The following is a 14,863-nucleotide window of genomic DNA, read 5'->3' on the forward strand; positions in this document are numbered from 1 at the left end:
TTCCCGAAAGGAACCAGTGATGACCACAGCCGATCACGTCAAGACCACGATCTACGGCCGTCCGGTCTCCGTCGACGGAGTGCCGAACCTCTACGAGGGCACCCCGGTCGTCAAGTGGACGCCCCCGGAGCCCGGCATCGACAACCTGGGCCTGCACTCGTGGGACACGTTCAACATCCCCGGCGTCGGCGAGTTCAACGTCGAGTTCGACGGCTACGTGCGCGTCGTCCGGTCCGAAGCCACCGACTGCGAGTGGGCGGGCGCCGAGGTCTACACCAACCTCATCGAGATGAAGATGGTCGCCGAGTCCGAGGAGCTCGGCCGCATCACCACCACGCTCAACCCCGACTGCCTGTCCGCGGGCCAGATCCGCACCCCGTTCGACCCGTACGCGGGCGAGGGACCGGCCGCCAAGGCGTGCCGGATGGCCGTCGGCTGCCTGTTCGACATGCCGAAGCTGGGCAAGACGCTGTTCAACCGGGAGCCCGTCATCCTGACCATCGACGACGTGCGGTCGATTCCGCCGGCCGGAGCGCCCGGCAAGGGCCAGATCTACCGGATGCTCCCGCTGTACGACGTGCAGGACCCCGACGGCGAACCGGTCGGCTACCTGACGAGCCTGCGGTTCAACATGGGCGGGTACCTCGCCGAGGAGCAGGTGCGCTGACCCCCGTCGGCCCTTCACCGGTCCGGCCCGTGGTCTCCCCCACCACGGGCCGGGCCGCTTTTCGCGCCCGACCCGAACGGAGGCCGCAGTGACCACAGTGGACAAAACCGCCCTGCCCGACGAGCTCCTCGTGCCGCTGGACGAGCCGTCGCCGTTCCCGCCGCTGCGCCCGTCGGCGAGACCGGTCGCCCAGGACCGGTGGGAACGGCTGATCACCACCGTGCTGATCCCCGCGGGCGTCGACGCGGTCTGGGAGGCGCTCACGACCCCCGAGCGGGTCGGCCGGTGGCTGGCCGTCACCGGCCGGGGCTGGGCGTGCCCGGGCGAAGCGAGCATCCTGGACTTCCGGGACGGCGAGTTCTTCAGGTGCCAGACCGACGTCGTGGAGCCGCCGGACGGCGACGACCGCTCCGCGCGGCTCGGCTACCGGTGGCGCTGGGTCGGCGTCGGCCCGGCGACGCGGGTGACGTGGCAGCTCGCCGAACTCGGCGACAGCACGTCGGTGACGGTGACCGAGATCGGCGCCAACGGCCCGGCCGACTGGCGCTCCTGGAACGGCATGGGCTGGCCGGGCATCCTGGACCAGCTGGCCGACCACATCGCCACGGATCGCGACGTGCGGTGGACGTGGCGGCGCATGGGGCCCTACGTCCAGGCCGAGCTGCCCGTGTCGCCGTTCGAGGCGTGGGCGGCGCTGACCGCGGTGCCCGCCCTGCAGTTCTGGCTGGGCCGCACGGCCGGCTCGCTCGCGAACGGTGACCGGATGCCGTTCGTGCTCGGCGACGCTAGCGGGACCGCCGCGCTGACCGTGACCGAGCACGTCGAAGCCGGGCAGCGGTTCCCGTCGTACCTGCCGAGCGCGAGCTTCGCCCTGGAGCGCCTCGGCTGGCCGGGGCAGCTGTCCGGGCACCTTTGGATCGAGCCCGCGCAGCTCGGCGGGAGCCTGCTCCAGGTGTTCCACACCGGCTGGGAGATGTTCGGCTCGCGGGAGGCGGCACCGCACGACCGCACCCTGCTCACCCAGTTCTGGGTCGGCGCGTTCGGCAGGCTGGGGCACCTCCTCGGCGGCGCCCGTCCCCCCGGGCCGTCAGGCCGGCCTTCCTCGGGGCCGCACTCCTGGAGCGTCTGACCGGGCCTGCCCGTCGTGCCCGCTCATCCGGACACGACGGGCAGGCGCAGCGTGCACGGCACGTCGCGGCAGTCCAGCTCGGGCAGGAACAGCAGGATCGGCAGGTCGGTCAGCTCCATGGGACGGATCCGCAGGGCGCATTCGCCGTCACACCCGCCGCCGCGGACCAGCACCGGCCCGCACTCTCCCACGCCGAGCGGACGCCGGGCCCACGGCCGCGGATCGACGTCGGTGGTCGCGACCGCCGCGGCCCGGACGAACCACGTCCCGTCGGGCACGCCCGGCAGCCGGTAGTCGCCCGGACCTTCCATGACGGCGCACGAGACCGGCAGTCCCTGGGCGATGGAAGTGCCGAACAACCCGACGTACACCCGGTACGGCCGCACGACCGCGACCGGTTCGAGCCGTCCCCGCAGCTCGCCGCGGCGCTCGGGAGAGCGAGGCGCCGGCACGAAGGCTCCCGGCGCCCCCGACTCCGAGTGGTAGCGGTAGCGCGCCGGCGACATCCCGACGCTCCGGCCAAAGCGGCTCGTGAAGGTGCCCACGCTGTTGTACCCGACCATCGTCGAGATGTGGCCGGCGCTCAATGAGGTCCGCAGGAGGTAGTTCTTCGCCTCGGCCAGCCGGATGGCCGACAGAAACCGGCCCGGCGAGGTCCCCGTGGCGTCCTTGAACACCCGCGAGAAATAGAATCTGCTGACGAAGGCGGCATCGGCGAGGTCGTCCAGAGTCAGCGGGTCCCCGAACCGCTCCCACATCACGGAGATCGCCCGATCCACGGTCACGCGCACGGAAGTTTCCCCCTTCGCGCCACTTGTCGTGTCCGCCGCCGCCCGGCATCGGGGAATCGCGGAGATCCATCGAAATGACCTGGCCAAGATCGAAAACGACCTCAGCACGGCTGAATACTCAAACCGTGCGATACGTCGTCAGCGCGCCGACAATGACATCCGACACGACTCGACACGTGACACGACTGGACATGTGACACCACGACGACGCGGCAGTCCACCCCGAAGCCTAGCTCTCCCGAAGTCTAGCACACAGAATGACGTGTGAAGGAGCTTTGTGATCACGTACAGTTCAAGTCGAATTTCCCGCCAAAGGCGGGACCACCTTTCACGATCGACTATTCTCGCACCTTTCGCGGACCGTCAGCCGAGCGGGAGAATCGAGGCGGAATCCGACCGGTTCGGCGGTACCGCGTAGCGGGTCAGCGCGGCCCGGAGCGGCTCGGGAACGCGGCAGGGCCGGACGTCCTCGTCCGGGCCCCGGAGACAGGCGACGCGCTGGTAGCCCCGTGCCACGAGTTCGTCGCGGCCCTTGACGTAGTCGAAGGCGAATCCGATCCGGGTCTGGGTGAGGTCACCGAGCCGCATCCGCACGGAGATCTCGTCGAACGCGGTGGTTTCGGCGAGGTAATCGCATTCGCAGCGGACCGTCAGCAGCCGGAGACCGGCCCGGATGTCGGCGATCAGCTCCGGCGCCTCGTCACGGAGGAAGAGCTCACGGCACCGTCCTTGCCAGCGCAGGTAGTTCACGTAATAGACATTGCCGACCAGATTGGTCTCCTCGAATCCGACGACGTGCCGGTATTCGTAGAACGGCGGCCCGGTCACGGCCCATCTCCCGCCGCCACCGAGAACACGACCGGATCGGCGGCCTGCCGCAGGGTGCCCACCCAGGTGGCGATCCGGACGGAACCGGAGCGGAACCGCACCCAGCCGTCCCGCTCGGTCCCGTCGAAGACGAGCGGTTCACGGACGACTGCGTGGCCCAGCTTGCGCAGGCACTCGACGGCACTCCACACCCGGCCCGCACTCCGCCCGAAGGCTTCACCGCTTTTCCGGCCGGCCAGCCTCGCGAGGGCGAGCCCATCGGCGTCGAGCAACGCCGGCCACCGCTGTCCACCGTCGGACATCAGCGGCTGCACGTCGCACCCGACCGGCGCCGCGCCCGCGACGGCGAAGGTCACGCCTGCCCCGTGCGAAGCCGAAACCTGCAGGCCGCGGCCGGCTTCCGGCCTACCGTCCGGCCGGTACCGGACGACTGTTCCCTCGCCGCCGGCCGCGGCCGTGATCGCGGCGGCGGACCTCTCGCGGCGGGAGAGTCCCCGCTCGTCCGGCACCACAGCGCAGCCGGGTGCACCCGGCACCCAGGCAGCGCACCGCCGCGCCAAGTACGGGCCGAGCAGCACCGGGGGCCACGGCTCGCGGACGTCGCGCCTGGCCACGGCCCGGAGCTCGAGGCCGCTCCACCGCTCGGCGGGCACGCCCCGGGAATCGCGCACGGTGAGGTCGTAGACGTAGGTGTCCCCGTCGTGGCCACGCTCGGACGCGGTCACCGTGACCGCGCCGTCCCCCGCCCCGGGGAAGATCTCCAGCTTGCCGACGCGCACCGGCAGCAGCGTCGTGTCCGGGACACAGCACTGGACGGCGTGCATCAGCGCGTCCCGGCGGCCGGGATCGCCGAGCACCAGCCCGGCGGGCAGGAACCCGCCGAACCACTGGTCCGCCGGGCCCGGCGCGATCTCCGCGACACAGCTCGTCGCGGCGAGCACGCGGTACGCGGACAACCGCCGGAAGCGGTTGCCCTGGAACAGCACCGAACCGTAGAGGTCGGTGGCCGGGTCCAAGGGGAGCGGCGAGACTGCTCGAGCGGGCACGGGTTCGCCGGCCTTGCTCTGTCCGAACCGGACGGTCGCGCGGAAGTGGTCCGCCACGAAGTCCGTCTCGGCCGCGCGGACGGCGACCCGGACCACGTCCCCGGCCACGGCGAGCGCGGCGATCCGGATCGTCCGGGTCTCCCCCGGCGGAACCACGACGGGGCGCAGGAACTCGGCGTCTTCGAGCGCCTTCACGTCGGTCCGGCCGGCCAGCGCGGACGCGACCTGGCAGATCGCCTCCATGCCCAGCACCGCGGGGAACACCGGGTTGCCGTCGAGCACGTGGTCGGCCAGGTACGGGTCGCCGCCCGCGGACAAGCCGGCCTCGGCCACCAGTTCCACGCCGGGGCAGTGCACCCGGGTGCGTTCGAGGAAACGCAGCAGAGGCAGCTCGTCGCGCTGCTGCCGCACGGTCGGCAGTCCTCCCGACCGACCCGCCACCACCACCGCTCCAGGAGCCTCGGGCTCGCCGAGCACCCGGCGGAGCATCGCCACCCCGGCGGCGGCCGGGATCGGCTGGATTCCTTCCCGCACCAGGGCTTCGAGGACGCCCAGCCGCTCGCCCATCCCGGTGCCCGACCACACCGACCACTCCAGCGCGACACACCGGCACTCCGGCCGCTCCCGTCCGTACCGCTCCGCCAGCTCGGTCAGCCAGTCGTTCGCGATCGCGTAGTCGGCTTGACCGCGCAGTCCCGCACGCCCGATCACGCTCCCGAACGTCACCAGCAGCCGCGGGGCGACCGCGGACAGCACGGTCCGCAGCCCGCCGACCTTGGGCGCCAAGGTCCGGCGGAACGCGGGCGCCTCGAGCTTCGCGAGGGGGCGCGGTTCGTTGTGCCCGGCGCCGTGCAGCACCACGCTCACCGGGCCCAGCTCGCGGCCGATCAGCGCGACCGCCTCGGCGACCTCGCCGGACGCGGTGACATCCGCCCGGTAGTACCGCACACGCACCCCGGACGCCTCGATCCGCTCGAGATTGGCGGCGAGCGCGGCGTCCTCGCTCGGTGAAGAGCGTCCGAGCAGGGCCAGCGCCGCCCCGCTCTCCGCCGCCAACGCCAGTGCACACTCGGCCGTGATGCCCTTGCCTCCCCCGGTGACCAGCATGACGTCGTCCGGGGCGAGGACCGGTGCCACCGCCTCGTCCGGGAAGCAGGGCAGCACGCGCAGGACCGGCGTACGCGCGATCCCGGCGGCGTCGAACACCGTCTCGCCGAAGCCGCCGGTCCCGGCGACGACCCGCAGGATCCGCTCGGACGCGGCTTCGGCCTCCTCGCCCACGAGGTCCTCCGGGCAAGGCAGCGTGATCACACTCGTGGTGATCCACGGCGCTTCCAGGTGCAGCGTCTTCGCCAGCGCGCCCGCGCCGCGAGGACCGCCGACCGCGACGAAGCGCGCCGGCTTCGCCAGCGCCAGTGCGGCGCGCGCGGCGGCGAGCATGGCCTCCGCCTCATCCTCACCGCAGTCGGCCCGCAGGCACAGCAGGACACCGTTTCCGAGTGCCGCGTCCTCGAGCAGCCCGGCCAGCAGCTTCGCCAGCGGGTACGGCTCGGGGACGACGAGCTGCCAGGTTCCGGCCACGCGTTCCGCGGGCGCGCGGCCGGGCACGGACTCGTCGAGGTCGACGCGGAAGGCCCGCACCCAGGGAGCCACGCCCGGCACTTCGGCCGGTGCCGCCTCGTCGCGCCCGGTCGAGGTGCTGCGCAGTTCGTCGAGCATCTCGCCGAGGTCGGTGAGGCTGGCCGTGGCATAAGCCGTGGCCGACACGGGCGCGCCGATGCCGAGCTCGCGAACCGCGTCGCCGACGATCTGGCCGACGGTGATCGAACTGAGGTGCAGGTCGTCGAGGGGATGGGTGTCCGCCCCGACGGCGTCGAGCGGCAGTTCCGCGCGTTCGGCCGCGAGCCGCCGGAGCACGTCCACCGGGTTCCCCCGGCCGCCGGACGGCGGAAGCGGCTCGACGCGCTCGATGGCCGCCTGCTCGACGCTCCCGTGATCGACCGGCGCCGCCTCGCACGGGTTCGCGAGAAAGCTGAACTCCTTGTCCAGGGGGAACGGCCGGGTGAACCGCCCGTCGAACAACGCACGCACCGCCACGGGCGCGCCGAGCGCGTAGGCCGCCGCCACCCCGCGCAGCAGCCCGCCGAGGGAACGGCTGTCGGTCTCCAGCGCCACCGCCGGGCACTCCGGCGCGATCTGGGCGGCCAGACCGGTCAGCGTCCGGCCAGGCCCCACCTCCAGCAGCAGATCGCAGTGCCCGGCGAGTGCGGTCACCGCGTCCGCGAACCGGACCGGCGCGAGAATCTGCCGCTCCAGCAGCTCGGGCAAGTCCGTGCCGGGAGGCAGGCGCACTCCCGTGACCGTCGAAAAGACCGTGCGCCGCAAGCGGCGGAAGCCGGCCTTCTCGTCCAGCCACGCGCGCAGCCGGGTGCCCGCCGGGCCCATCTCGGCGGAGTGGAACGCGTGGGACACCGCGATGGGGCTGACCGTGAACCCGCGGTCGGCCGCCAGCATGCTCACCGCCCAGACCGCGTCCTTCGGCCCGGAGACGACGGTCTGCCGCGGCCCGTTGTAGCCGGCGATCGTCACCGGCTCGCCGGCCAGCAGCGGCCGGACCTGGTCCGGGGACGCGCCGATCCCCGCCATCGTGCCGTCGCCGATCCCCGTGGCGGCCATGATCCGGCCGCGCGCCTCGGCGATCCGGAGCAGGACGTCCTCGGCCATACCGCCGGCCCAGTGCAGCGCGGTCAGCTCGCCCAGGCTGTGCCCGGCACTCGCGGCCGCTTCGATCCCCAGCTCGCCGAGGACGCGCAGCCCGGCGGCCGACGATGTCACGATGCGGGGCTGGGCCAGTTCTGTGGCCGTGAGGTCGCCGTCCACCGGAAGCCGGGCACACTCGTACAGCCGGTCGGCGGCGGCGAACCGGCGCCGCAGCGCGCCACCGTCTCCGCGCCGGCCCGCCCCCTGGCCGGGGAACAGGAACCCGATCCGGGGCCGGCTCGTCCCGCTCCCCAGGAAAATCCCGCGCCGGGGATCGACCAGCTCCCGGCTGCCGTCCGCCACGGCGTCGGCGAGCAGCCGCAGTGCGTCCCCGGTCGTGGCGGGTGTGCCCGCCACGACCGCCGCGCGAACGGGTCCGCCGGAAAGCCCGCGGGCCAGCGCCGCCGCGAGGTCGCCCAGTTCGGCGAAGGACACCATGTCCGCCGTTCCCGCCAGCCGCCGGGCCTCGGCAGCCAGCTCGAGCGGGGTTTCGGCGTCGAGCAGGAGCAGTTCGGCGTCCTGCCGCGATCGCACCAGCGTCCGCGCGGCCGCCGGAGAAGTCCCGGCACCGTCGGCGTGTTCTACCACGACGTGCGCGTTGATCCCGCCGAAACCCATCGAAGACACCCCGGCCCGTGGCGGCCCGCCACCCGGCCACGGCTCGGCCGCGTCGGGCACGCGGAGCACCGGCCGGTCCCCGGTCAGCTCCGGATGGGCGGCGGAGTGGCCGCTGACCGGCGGGATCAAGCCGTGGCGGACCGCCAGCACCGCCTTGATCAGCCCGGCCACCCCCGCGGCTGCCTTGGTGTGGCCGATGTTCGCCTTGACCGTGCCGATGGCGACCGGTGCCACACCGGGCCCGGCCTCGCTCAGTGCCTCCCCGAGTGCGCACAGCTCGGCGGCGTCCCCCACCGCGGTACCGGTCCCGTGGCCCTCCAGGTAGCCGACGTCCCCGATGCCGAACCCGGCCATCCGGTACGCCCGGCGCAGCGCGAGCCGGTGGCCGGCGACCTCGGGACGGGTCATGCCGCCGGCACCGTCCGACGAGTAGCCCCACCCCGCGATCGTCGCGTGCCGCCGAAGCCCGCGGGCGACGGCGTCCTCGTCCCGCATCAGCACGAGCATCCCGCACCCTTCGCCGGGCCAGAACCCGTTCGAACCGCGGTCGTAGACCCGCATCTCGTCTCGCGCGAGCGCGCCGGTCTTCGCGAATCCGACCAGTTCGAAGGGATCGATGCTCAGGTCGACCCCGCCCGCGATCGCCGCGTCGAGGTCCCCGTCGGCGAGCGCCGTGCACGCCGTGGCCACCGAAAGCAGAGACGACGAGCACGCGCCGTCCACGGTGTACCCGCCCCCGCGGAAGTCGAAGTAGTTGCAGATCCGGCCCGCGATGGTGTTGGCGAGGCCACCGGCGAGACTGTCCTCGTCGATCTCCGGGAACGGTGTCTTGTACCGGCGCTCGAGCTCGTCGAGGAACGGCCGGAGGCGATCGCCGGTCCACTCCAGTTCGCGCAGCGCCGCCGCGACGGTCCGGCGGACATACGGCCACCGCAGGCGCAGCACGTTCGCCCGGCTGAACTCGCCGGTCAGCGTGTTGCCGACGACGACACCCGTGCTTTCCGCCGGGATCCCCGCCCCGCCCGGCAGGCGGGCGTCCTCGAGGGCCTTCGCCGCGGTGTCCAGGGCCAGCCAGTGCACCGGGTCGGTCGACCGGTAGGTGCTTCCCGCGATCCGGTAGCGCACGCGGTCGAACTCGAAACCCTCGAGGACGGCGGCCATCGCCGCGTAGAACCGGTCTGGCACGTCCGGGTCGGGTGCGTAGTAGTCGTCGAGGCGCGTCCGGACGTCCGGCAGCCGGCGGAAGGCGCGCCTGCCGGCGAGCACGTTCTCCCACAGCCGGTCCGGCGTGTCGGCGTCCGGGTAACGGCAGGCCATGCCGACCACCGCGATCCTGGCCCGGTTCATGCCGCCGCACCGGCCGCCGCGTCGCCGTCGCCACGCCGTTCCCGCGCCCGGGCGATCCACCAGCCGGCGCCGCGCAGCGCGCACACGATCGACACGGCGAAGAACAGCGTGTAGACCACGTTCAGCACCATGAGGACGCCGTAGACCACGGCGGCGGCCGAGCCGAACACGAACTGCGCGCGCGGCTTCGACGGCGTGGTCCCCGGGTCGGTGATCATGTAGTTGGTGAAGAGCACGAACGCGACCCCGGACATCACGCCGAGCGCGGTGTTCAACGAGACGTCCCAGATCCAGTGCCGGATCAGTGCCTGGATGGCGAACCCGCCCATCCAGCCCGCGATCAACGGGATCCGGCGGGTGAGCGCGGCGTTGATCACCGCCCCGGCGGTCGCGATGATCAGCGGGATCATGATCCGGAAGAACGTGTTGGCGTTCTCGGTGAACTCGTACGGCGGCGCGATGCTGACCCACGAGCCGAAGCAGAGCAGGGCGACCGTGATCCCGAAGTTCGACGGGTTCATGAAGTGCCGCAGCTTGCCGCCGATCGGTGCCTGGAACGCGTGCTTGCCCGTGACGCCGACGACCACCGCGAAGATCACCGGCCAGATCTGGTTGTTCGCGTACAACAGCATGTTCACCGCGAGGCTGGTGATGTGCGCGGGCAGCAGGAACTCGTACACCCCGCGCGCCCCGCGCCCGGTGAACCGCGCCGGACGGCGCCAGGCCCAGGCGCTGACCAGCTCGAAGACGAGCTCGGTCAGGTAGCCCGCCGCGACCGCGATGACCGGCCACAGCCAGGGCTGCTCGAACCCCAGCACCGTGTAGCCCAGCACGTTGAACACGCTGATCGAGATGGCGAAGTTCCGCAGCGCCAGATACCGCGCGTCAGGGATGGGCGACGTCTTCGGCGCCGGCGGGGCGAGCGTCTTCTCCGGCGCCTCGGGCGACCGGGTGGGAACTGTGGCTGTCATCGGCTCCGGACCTCCTGGACACCGTCGGTCAGCAGGAACGTGTGGGTGCCGGGCTCGAGCGGCCGCGTCTGCCGGTGCTGAACCCCCGCCCCGTCTCGCCAGTCGACCTGCACCTCGACCGGGCCGGCTGCCGCGCCGAGTCCGAAGTGGACTCCGAAGTCACGCTTCCCGCTGTGCCCGCTGCCGCCGTCCAGCTGGGACAGTCGCGTTCGGCCGTCCGGAGTGGTGACCCTGACGGTGGCGCCGTAGGCCGGCGTACCGGTCGCGGTCATCCCACCGGTTCCGCCGGCAGGCCGGTACAGCCGCAGATCCAGGTACGCCCCACGGCCGGGCGACTGGTTGGCGTAGAAGGCAGGCGCCTCCCACTGCCGGGCGACCGCGAAGTCGAGTGCGCCGGTCCCCGTGGTGTCCGCGATGGCGATGCCCCGCGTCGGAGTCGGGACGGCGAGGCCCAGCGGCGCGCTGATGTCGACGTACTTCCCGCCGTCGCCCCTGGCGTAGAAGGCGAGCGGCTGGTGCCCGGCGATGTCGTCACCGGGTTCGACGTGCGGCCACATCGCCGGGTTCACCAGGAGGTTGTCGTTCGACATCGCCAGTTCCTGCAGCCACGCCCACCGGTCGGTGTCGCCCTTCACGAAGCCGACGGTCTGGACCACGTCCAGGTCGCCGGTGTTGCGGAAGTCGGCGGCCTTGACGTCCCAGCTCCAGCCGGACCAAGCCAGCCCGTACTCCTGCGCCTCCTGCCGGAACGGCGCGGTGCCGGCGCCCAGGTCCTTGGCCATCGCGGCGTCGCTGTCGGCCTGGTTCACCCAGACGAAGTTGCTCTCCTCCAGGCCCCACGCCGTGGTGATGTTGCTGACCAGCATGTCGAATCGTCCCCGCCGGCTCAGGTCCGCGAAGTCGATCCCCATGCCCTTGAACGAGTCGTTGCCCAGGACGAACGACTTCGGTGTCACCGGGGTGCGCTCGCCGCGCACCACCGAGAAGCGGATGTGGCCGGCCGCCGATACGTTGTGCAGCAGGAAATCCTGCCCGAAGTCGTTCGCGACGTAGACGTCCTGGCGGCCGCTGCCGGTCAGGTCCGCCGAGGCGATCGCCAGGGTCCAGCCGGTCGACGCCTCGTACGGGACCGCGTTCGGCTCGGGCACGTAGGTCGCCGTCGGCTGGTCACCCGCGGTCCCGGCGTACCAGCGGAACACGTGCGCGCCGCCCGCGTTGCCCGCGCTGGACAGCGACGTGTTCATCTGGACGTTGTTGCGGCCATGGGGATCGAGCACGTCGGAGTCGGGGAAGTAGTTGCCCACGAACAGCGCGGGCCGGCCGTCGCCCGCGAAGTCACCGACACCGACGGCATTGGTGTTCCACCGCGGGCCGTGGTAGCCGCCGTCCGCGGATTCGTTGGCCACCAGCTCCCTGGGGAGGTAGGAAGCCGCCGCGGGAGCCGGCGCCCCCGCCTTGGCCAGGAACAGGACCGGCGTGCGACCCCAGTAGTAGACCAGCAGGTCCATCCCGCCGTCACCGTTGAAATCGCCGGGGACACAGCCCATCGGCGCCATGGCCGCGTCCATCGGCAACGGCGCCGGATCCAGCACGAACGGGGTGAACCGGTCCGCCTCGGGTGCGGTCGGGGTGTAGGTGACCACGACGGCGTCGGTTCTCGTGTCGACGAAGCACATCCCGTCGCCGCGGCCGTGCCCGGTCAGGTCGTTGACCGCGATCGCCGCGCCCACCGAGGAAATCCACGACCTGATGCGCGTGTACGCGGGGTTGACCTCCCGGACCGTGCGCTTCGGCAGGCGTTCGTACCCGGGCGGGTACGCGATCGGCAGCTCTTGGAAACGGTAGCCTCCGGCCGGCGGAGCCGGGTCCTGAGCGGCGACTTGGCCGTCGACGACGAAGAAAAGCGACAGCGCGAGCAGAATCGCCGCCATGGCCGGGACCGATCTGCGCAACCGGGACACTGCAACGATCTCCCCTCTATCCCTTCCCCGAACGGGAAAAGGTCCGCCAGTTCCGACCAGCCTGCACCCGCCCGCGATCGCGGTGTTCTCTGACATTGCCCGAGCCCGTTGCCGCCGGACGGGATCGGGCGACCGTCATCCGCCCAGCGAGGCGAACTCCTCGGCGACGCGCGTCCGCCACTGCGCATAGGCGGGAACGGCGCAATCCGCCGACGGGCCTGGTTTCGTGTCCCTGGCCAGTTCCGCCGCGTCGGCCGCGGACATCCCGCAAAGCACTCTCGAAGCGCTTTCGGTCTCCGGCACGAGGAGGCCGGCGCGCGCCCTGGCTTCGGCGGCGAACGCGCTTCCCTGGGCGAGCTGCGGGCGGTACTCGCCGGCGCGCTCGGCCAGTTCGGCCAGCTCCCCGGGATCCGCACCACCCGCGTAGGTCGCCGCGAGACCGGCTCCACTGTAGAGATCCGCGCGCCGATCGCCGTCGAATCCGCCGATGAGCTCCACCACCCGGGCCGGGTCGGTTCCCCCGACGAACCACAGCGCCCGCCCGATGCCCTGGTCGATCGCCCGGCCCGAATACGCCGCGCCCGTGCTGCTCACGCGGGGGACCGCAGCGTCGCGCACCTGACGGTGAACGTACCGCGCGGTGTGGAAGTAGGCCTGGTGGAACCCGTAACCGTCGAGAACGAGCCAGCGCAGCACCGGATCGCTCGCCGCGGCGAGCACTCGCGCGTGCCGGAACCGCGGGAGCCTCGCCAGCGCCCAGCCGATCCCGACGTAAGCCATGTACAGGTGAGGTTCCCCCGGTCCCGCAACGAATCGCGGCGTGTTCCGGCCTCGCGCCGAGAGGCCGTCGCGGATCGCGAACGCCATCGCCGCGCCCTCGTAGCAGAACCCTCGCATCCGCACCGCGACCTGGTCCAGCGGATCGGGGACGTCCTCGGCTCCGCGCGCCTCGGCCGCGACGGCGAAACCGTGCAGGAACGACTCGCCGATGGCCTCCAGCAGCCGAGTGGCCGCGTCGTCCTTGACGTGGAAGCCACGACGCGAAATCCGGGTTTCGGCGACATCCGGGGTCAGCACCCGGCGCCGGAGGCTCCGCCACGGCGCGGTCATCCGCTTCACCGGAGGTACTGGCGCGCGGGATTCGCGCGCGGGTACCGGCGCAGGTAGCCGAAGAACTCCGCGAGGGCCCGGTCCGCCGGCGTCAGCAGTCCCGGCGTGTAGTGGATCGTCGTCAGGACGGGGGCATCCTCCGCCAGCAGGTTGAGCATGAACATCTGGACCTTGGTCAGGAACGCCTCCGCCGCGTCCGGTGGCTCACCGGGCACCCGCTGGGTGCCCCAGCTGAAGAACGACGCCGTCGTCCCCGTCCGCGGCGCCGACATCCCGGTGATCCACCGGAACCACCGGCCGTCGAGTGTGCCGTGCTGCCAGAAGATGTTGCTCCCGTGGATGGACGCCCAGACCTTGTACTCCTCGCCGCCCGGCATCAGCGCGTGGTAGCGGTACCCCACCGAGAAGTCGGTCCACGACAAGGAATCGTTCGGGTCCTCCACGAACTTTCCCTCGTGCGGCAGGGAGAAGTGCTGGAGATCGAGGGTCTGCGCGGCGACCACCCACGGGTCGACGGCGAGGCGCTGGTCGAACGCGACCGCGCGGTCCACCGACGGCAACCCCGGCTCCGGCTGCGCGGTCCCGGGGATCGGGAACAACGGTTCGATCCCGTTGAACGCCCAGACGATCCCGTACTTCTCCACGGCGGGGAAGCGAAACAGGCCTGCCTCACGGCCCGGGCCCGCCGACCGGCACCGTCCGTCCATTCCGTACTGCCAGCCGTGGAAGGCGCACCGGATCCCTTCGCCGTCGAGGCTCCCCACGGCCAGGTCGGCGCCGAGGTGGACGCAGTACGCGCTGAGCACCGCGACCTCGCCCGCGGCCGAACGCACCGCGACCACCCGGCCGTCGAGGAGTTCGGCACCCACGATTCCGCCCGAGGGCGGCAGGTCGGCGCTCAGGCAGACCGGGAACCAGGTCTGGGTGAAGAGCCCGTCCTGCCCCTCGGCCGGGATCGGCGCCGCGCGCGGGCGCGGCCGGACGGAATCGATGATCGGCATGCGTGGACCGTCCTCCCCAGTGGCGACGAACGGACGGGAGCCGGCCCCAGTGTCGACGGCTCGTCGTGGCTCGTCAAGGCCTGCTGTTTCGACAATCTCGGAGAACCCTTGCCCGCTCCGCTGTGGTCAGATGGCTGTGATTCGACGACCGCCATCGACGCGGATTCGGGGGGATTCGGATGACATCCGACGCGAACCGGCCGGCCGCCAACAAGGCCGTTGTGCAGCGGCTGGTCGATGCCTGGAACGTCCGGGACGTGTCGGCGATGATGCGCTACTGGGCCCCGGAAATGGTGCACCACGGGCGGGACGGCACACTGCCTGCCGCGGATGTCGGTGCCGAGATGCAGCGATTCATCACCGCCTTTCCCGACATCCACATCGAAATCGAGGAAATCATCGCCGAGCGCGATCTCGTCAGCACGCGGCTCACCGTTTCGGCGACCCATTCCGGCCCGTACCTGAATATCGGGCCGACCGGGCGCGCGGTGCGGTGCGCGCTGATGGGCCAGCTGCGGCTGGCCGACGGCAAAGTCGTCGAGCACTGGGGGGTCGCCGACACGATCTCCCTGCTCGAGCAGATCGGGCTGGTCGACCGGACCCTGCTCGACGCCACGGCGTGACCACGGGAGGC

General features: G+C 71.9%; 10 protein-coding genes. 3 read left to right on the forward strand and 7 right to left on the reverse strand.

Annotation, left to right across the window (positions count from 1 at the left end; translation table 11 throughout):
* Positions 1-19 precede the first annotated feature (19 nt).
* Positions 20-667: a DUF6073 family protein gene (locus tag CF165_RS21215; RefSeq protein WP_093949270.1), complete on the forward strand. Its 648-nt coding sequence runs from the start codon at positions 20-22 to the stop codon at positions 665-667.
* An 88-nt stretch (positions 668-755) separates the two neighbouring features.
* Entirely contained in the window at positions 756-1,796 is a 1,041-nt protein-coding gene (locus CF165_RS21220; RefSeq protein WP_093949271.1) for an SRPBCC family protein, read from the forward strand.
* Positions 1,797-1,819: 23 nt separating this feature from the next.
* Here CF165_RS21220 and CF165_RS21225 read toward each other — a convergent pair whose 3' ends face one another.
* The 7 genes from CF165_RS21225 to CF165_RS21255 all read right to left on the reverse strand — a co-directional run bounded on the left by CF165_RS21225 (position 1,820) and on the right by CF165_RS21255 (position 14,229).
* Positions 1,820-2,587 carry a helix-turn-helix transcriptional regulator gene (locus CF165_RS21225; protein ID WP_205660925.1) on the reverse strand — a complete coding sequence of 256 codons (768 nt, stop codon included), beginning with the start codon at positions 2,585-2,587 and terminating at the stop codon, positions 1,820-1,822.
* A 363-nt stretch (positions 2,588-2,950) separates the two neighbouring features.
* Entirely contained in the window at positions 2,951-3,415 is a 465-nt protein-coding gene (locus CF165_RS21230) for an acyl-CoA thioesterase (RefSeq protein WP_093949272.1), read from the reverse strand.
* Positions 3,412-9,186, reverse strand: coding sequence for a type I polyketide synthase (locus CF165_RS21235; protein ID WP_093949438.1), 5,775 nt, complete (start codon positions 9,184-9,186; stop codon positions 3,412-3,414). The genes CF165_RS21230 and CF165_RS21235 overlap by 4 nt, the downstream gene beginning before the upstream one ends.
* A complete protein-coding gene (locus CF165_RS21240) occupies positions 9,183-10,157 on the reverse strand; it encodes an RnfABCDGE type electron transport complex subunit D (protein WP_205660926.1) in 975 nt (324 codons plus the stop codon). Before CF165_RS21240 ends, CF165_RS21235 begins: the two co-directional genes overlap by 4 nt.
* A complete protein-coding gene (locus CF165_RS21245; protein ID WP_240521704.1) occupies positions 10,154-12,118 on the reverse strand; it encodes an ASPIC/UnbV domain-containing protein in 1,965 nt (654 codons plus the stop codon). The genes CF165_RS21240 and CF165_RS21245 overlap by 4 nt, the downstream gene beginning before the upstream one ends.
* Positions 12,119-12,253: 135 nt before the next feature.
* Positions 12,254-13,228 (reverse strand): DUF1702 family protein, encoded by a 975-nt coding sequence (locus tag CF165_RS21250; protein ID WP_093949440.1) that lies wholly within the window; start codon positions 13,226-13,228, stop codon positions 12,254-12,256.
* A 5-nt stretch (positions 13,229-13,233) separates the two neighbouring features.
* Positions 13,234-14,229: an aromatic ring-hydroxylating oxygenase subunit alpha gene (locus tag CF165_RS21255; protein WP_093949274.1), complete on the reverse strand. Its 996-nt coding sequence runs from the start codon at positions 14,227-14,229 to the stop codon at positions 13,234-13,236.
* A 179-nt stretch (positions 14,230-14,408) separates the two neighbouring features.
* Here CF165_RS21255 and CF165_RS21260 point away from each other — a divergent pair, with 179 nt between their 5' ends.
* The gene (locus CF165_RS21260) at positions 14,409-14,852 is read left to right on the forward strand and encodes an ester cyclase (RefSeq protein ID WP_093949275.1); all 444 of its coding nucleotides are present in this window, start codon (positions 14,409-14,411) and stop codon (positions 14,850-14,852) included.
* The last annotated feature ends 11 nt before the right edge of the window (positions 14,853-14,863 follow it).

The organism is Amycolatopsis vastitatis, from assembly GCF_002234595.1.
Classification (GTDB): domain Bacteria; phylum Actinomycetota; class Actinomycetes; order Mycobacteriales; family Pseudonocardiaceae; genus Amycolatopsis; species Amycolatopsis vastitatis.

Bases quoted from the DNA above. Each gene is read 5' to 3' on its own strand.
- CF165_RS21250 (WP_093949440.1), bottom strand. From the start codon at position 13,228: ATGACCGCGCCGTGGCGGAGCCTCCGGCGCCGGGTGCTGACCCCGGAT.
- CF165_RS21255 (WP_093949274.1), bottom strand. From the start codon at position 14,229: ATGCCGATCATCGATTCCGTCCGGCCGCGCCCGCGCGCGGCGCCGATC.
- CF165_RS21215 (WP_093949270.1), top strand. From the start codon at position 20: ATGACCACAGCCGATCACGTCAAGACCACGATCTACGGCCGTCCGGTC.
- CF165_RS21235 (WP_093949438.1), bottom strand. From the start codon at position 9,186: ATGAACCGGGCCAGGATCGCGGTGGTCGGCATGGCCTGCCGTTACCCG.
- CF165_RS21260 (WP_093949275.1), top strand. From the start codon at position 14,409: ATGACATCCGACGCGAACCGGCCGGCCGCCAACAAGGCCGTTGTGCAG.
- CF165_RS21240 (WP_205660926.1), bottom strand. From the start codon at position 10,157: ATGACAGCCACAGTTCCCACCCGGTCGCCCGAGGCGCCGGAGAAGACG.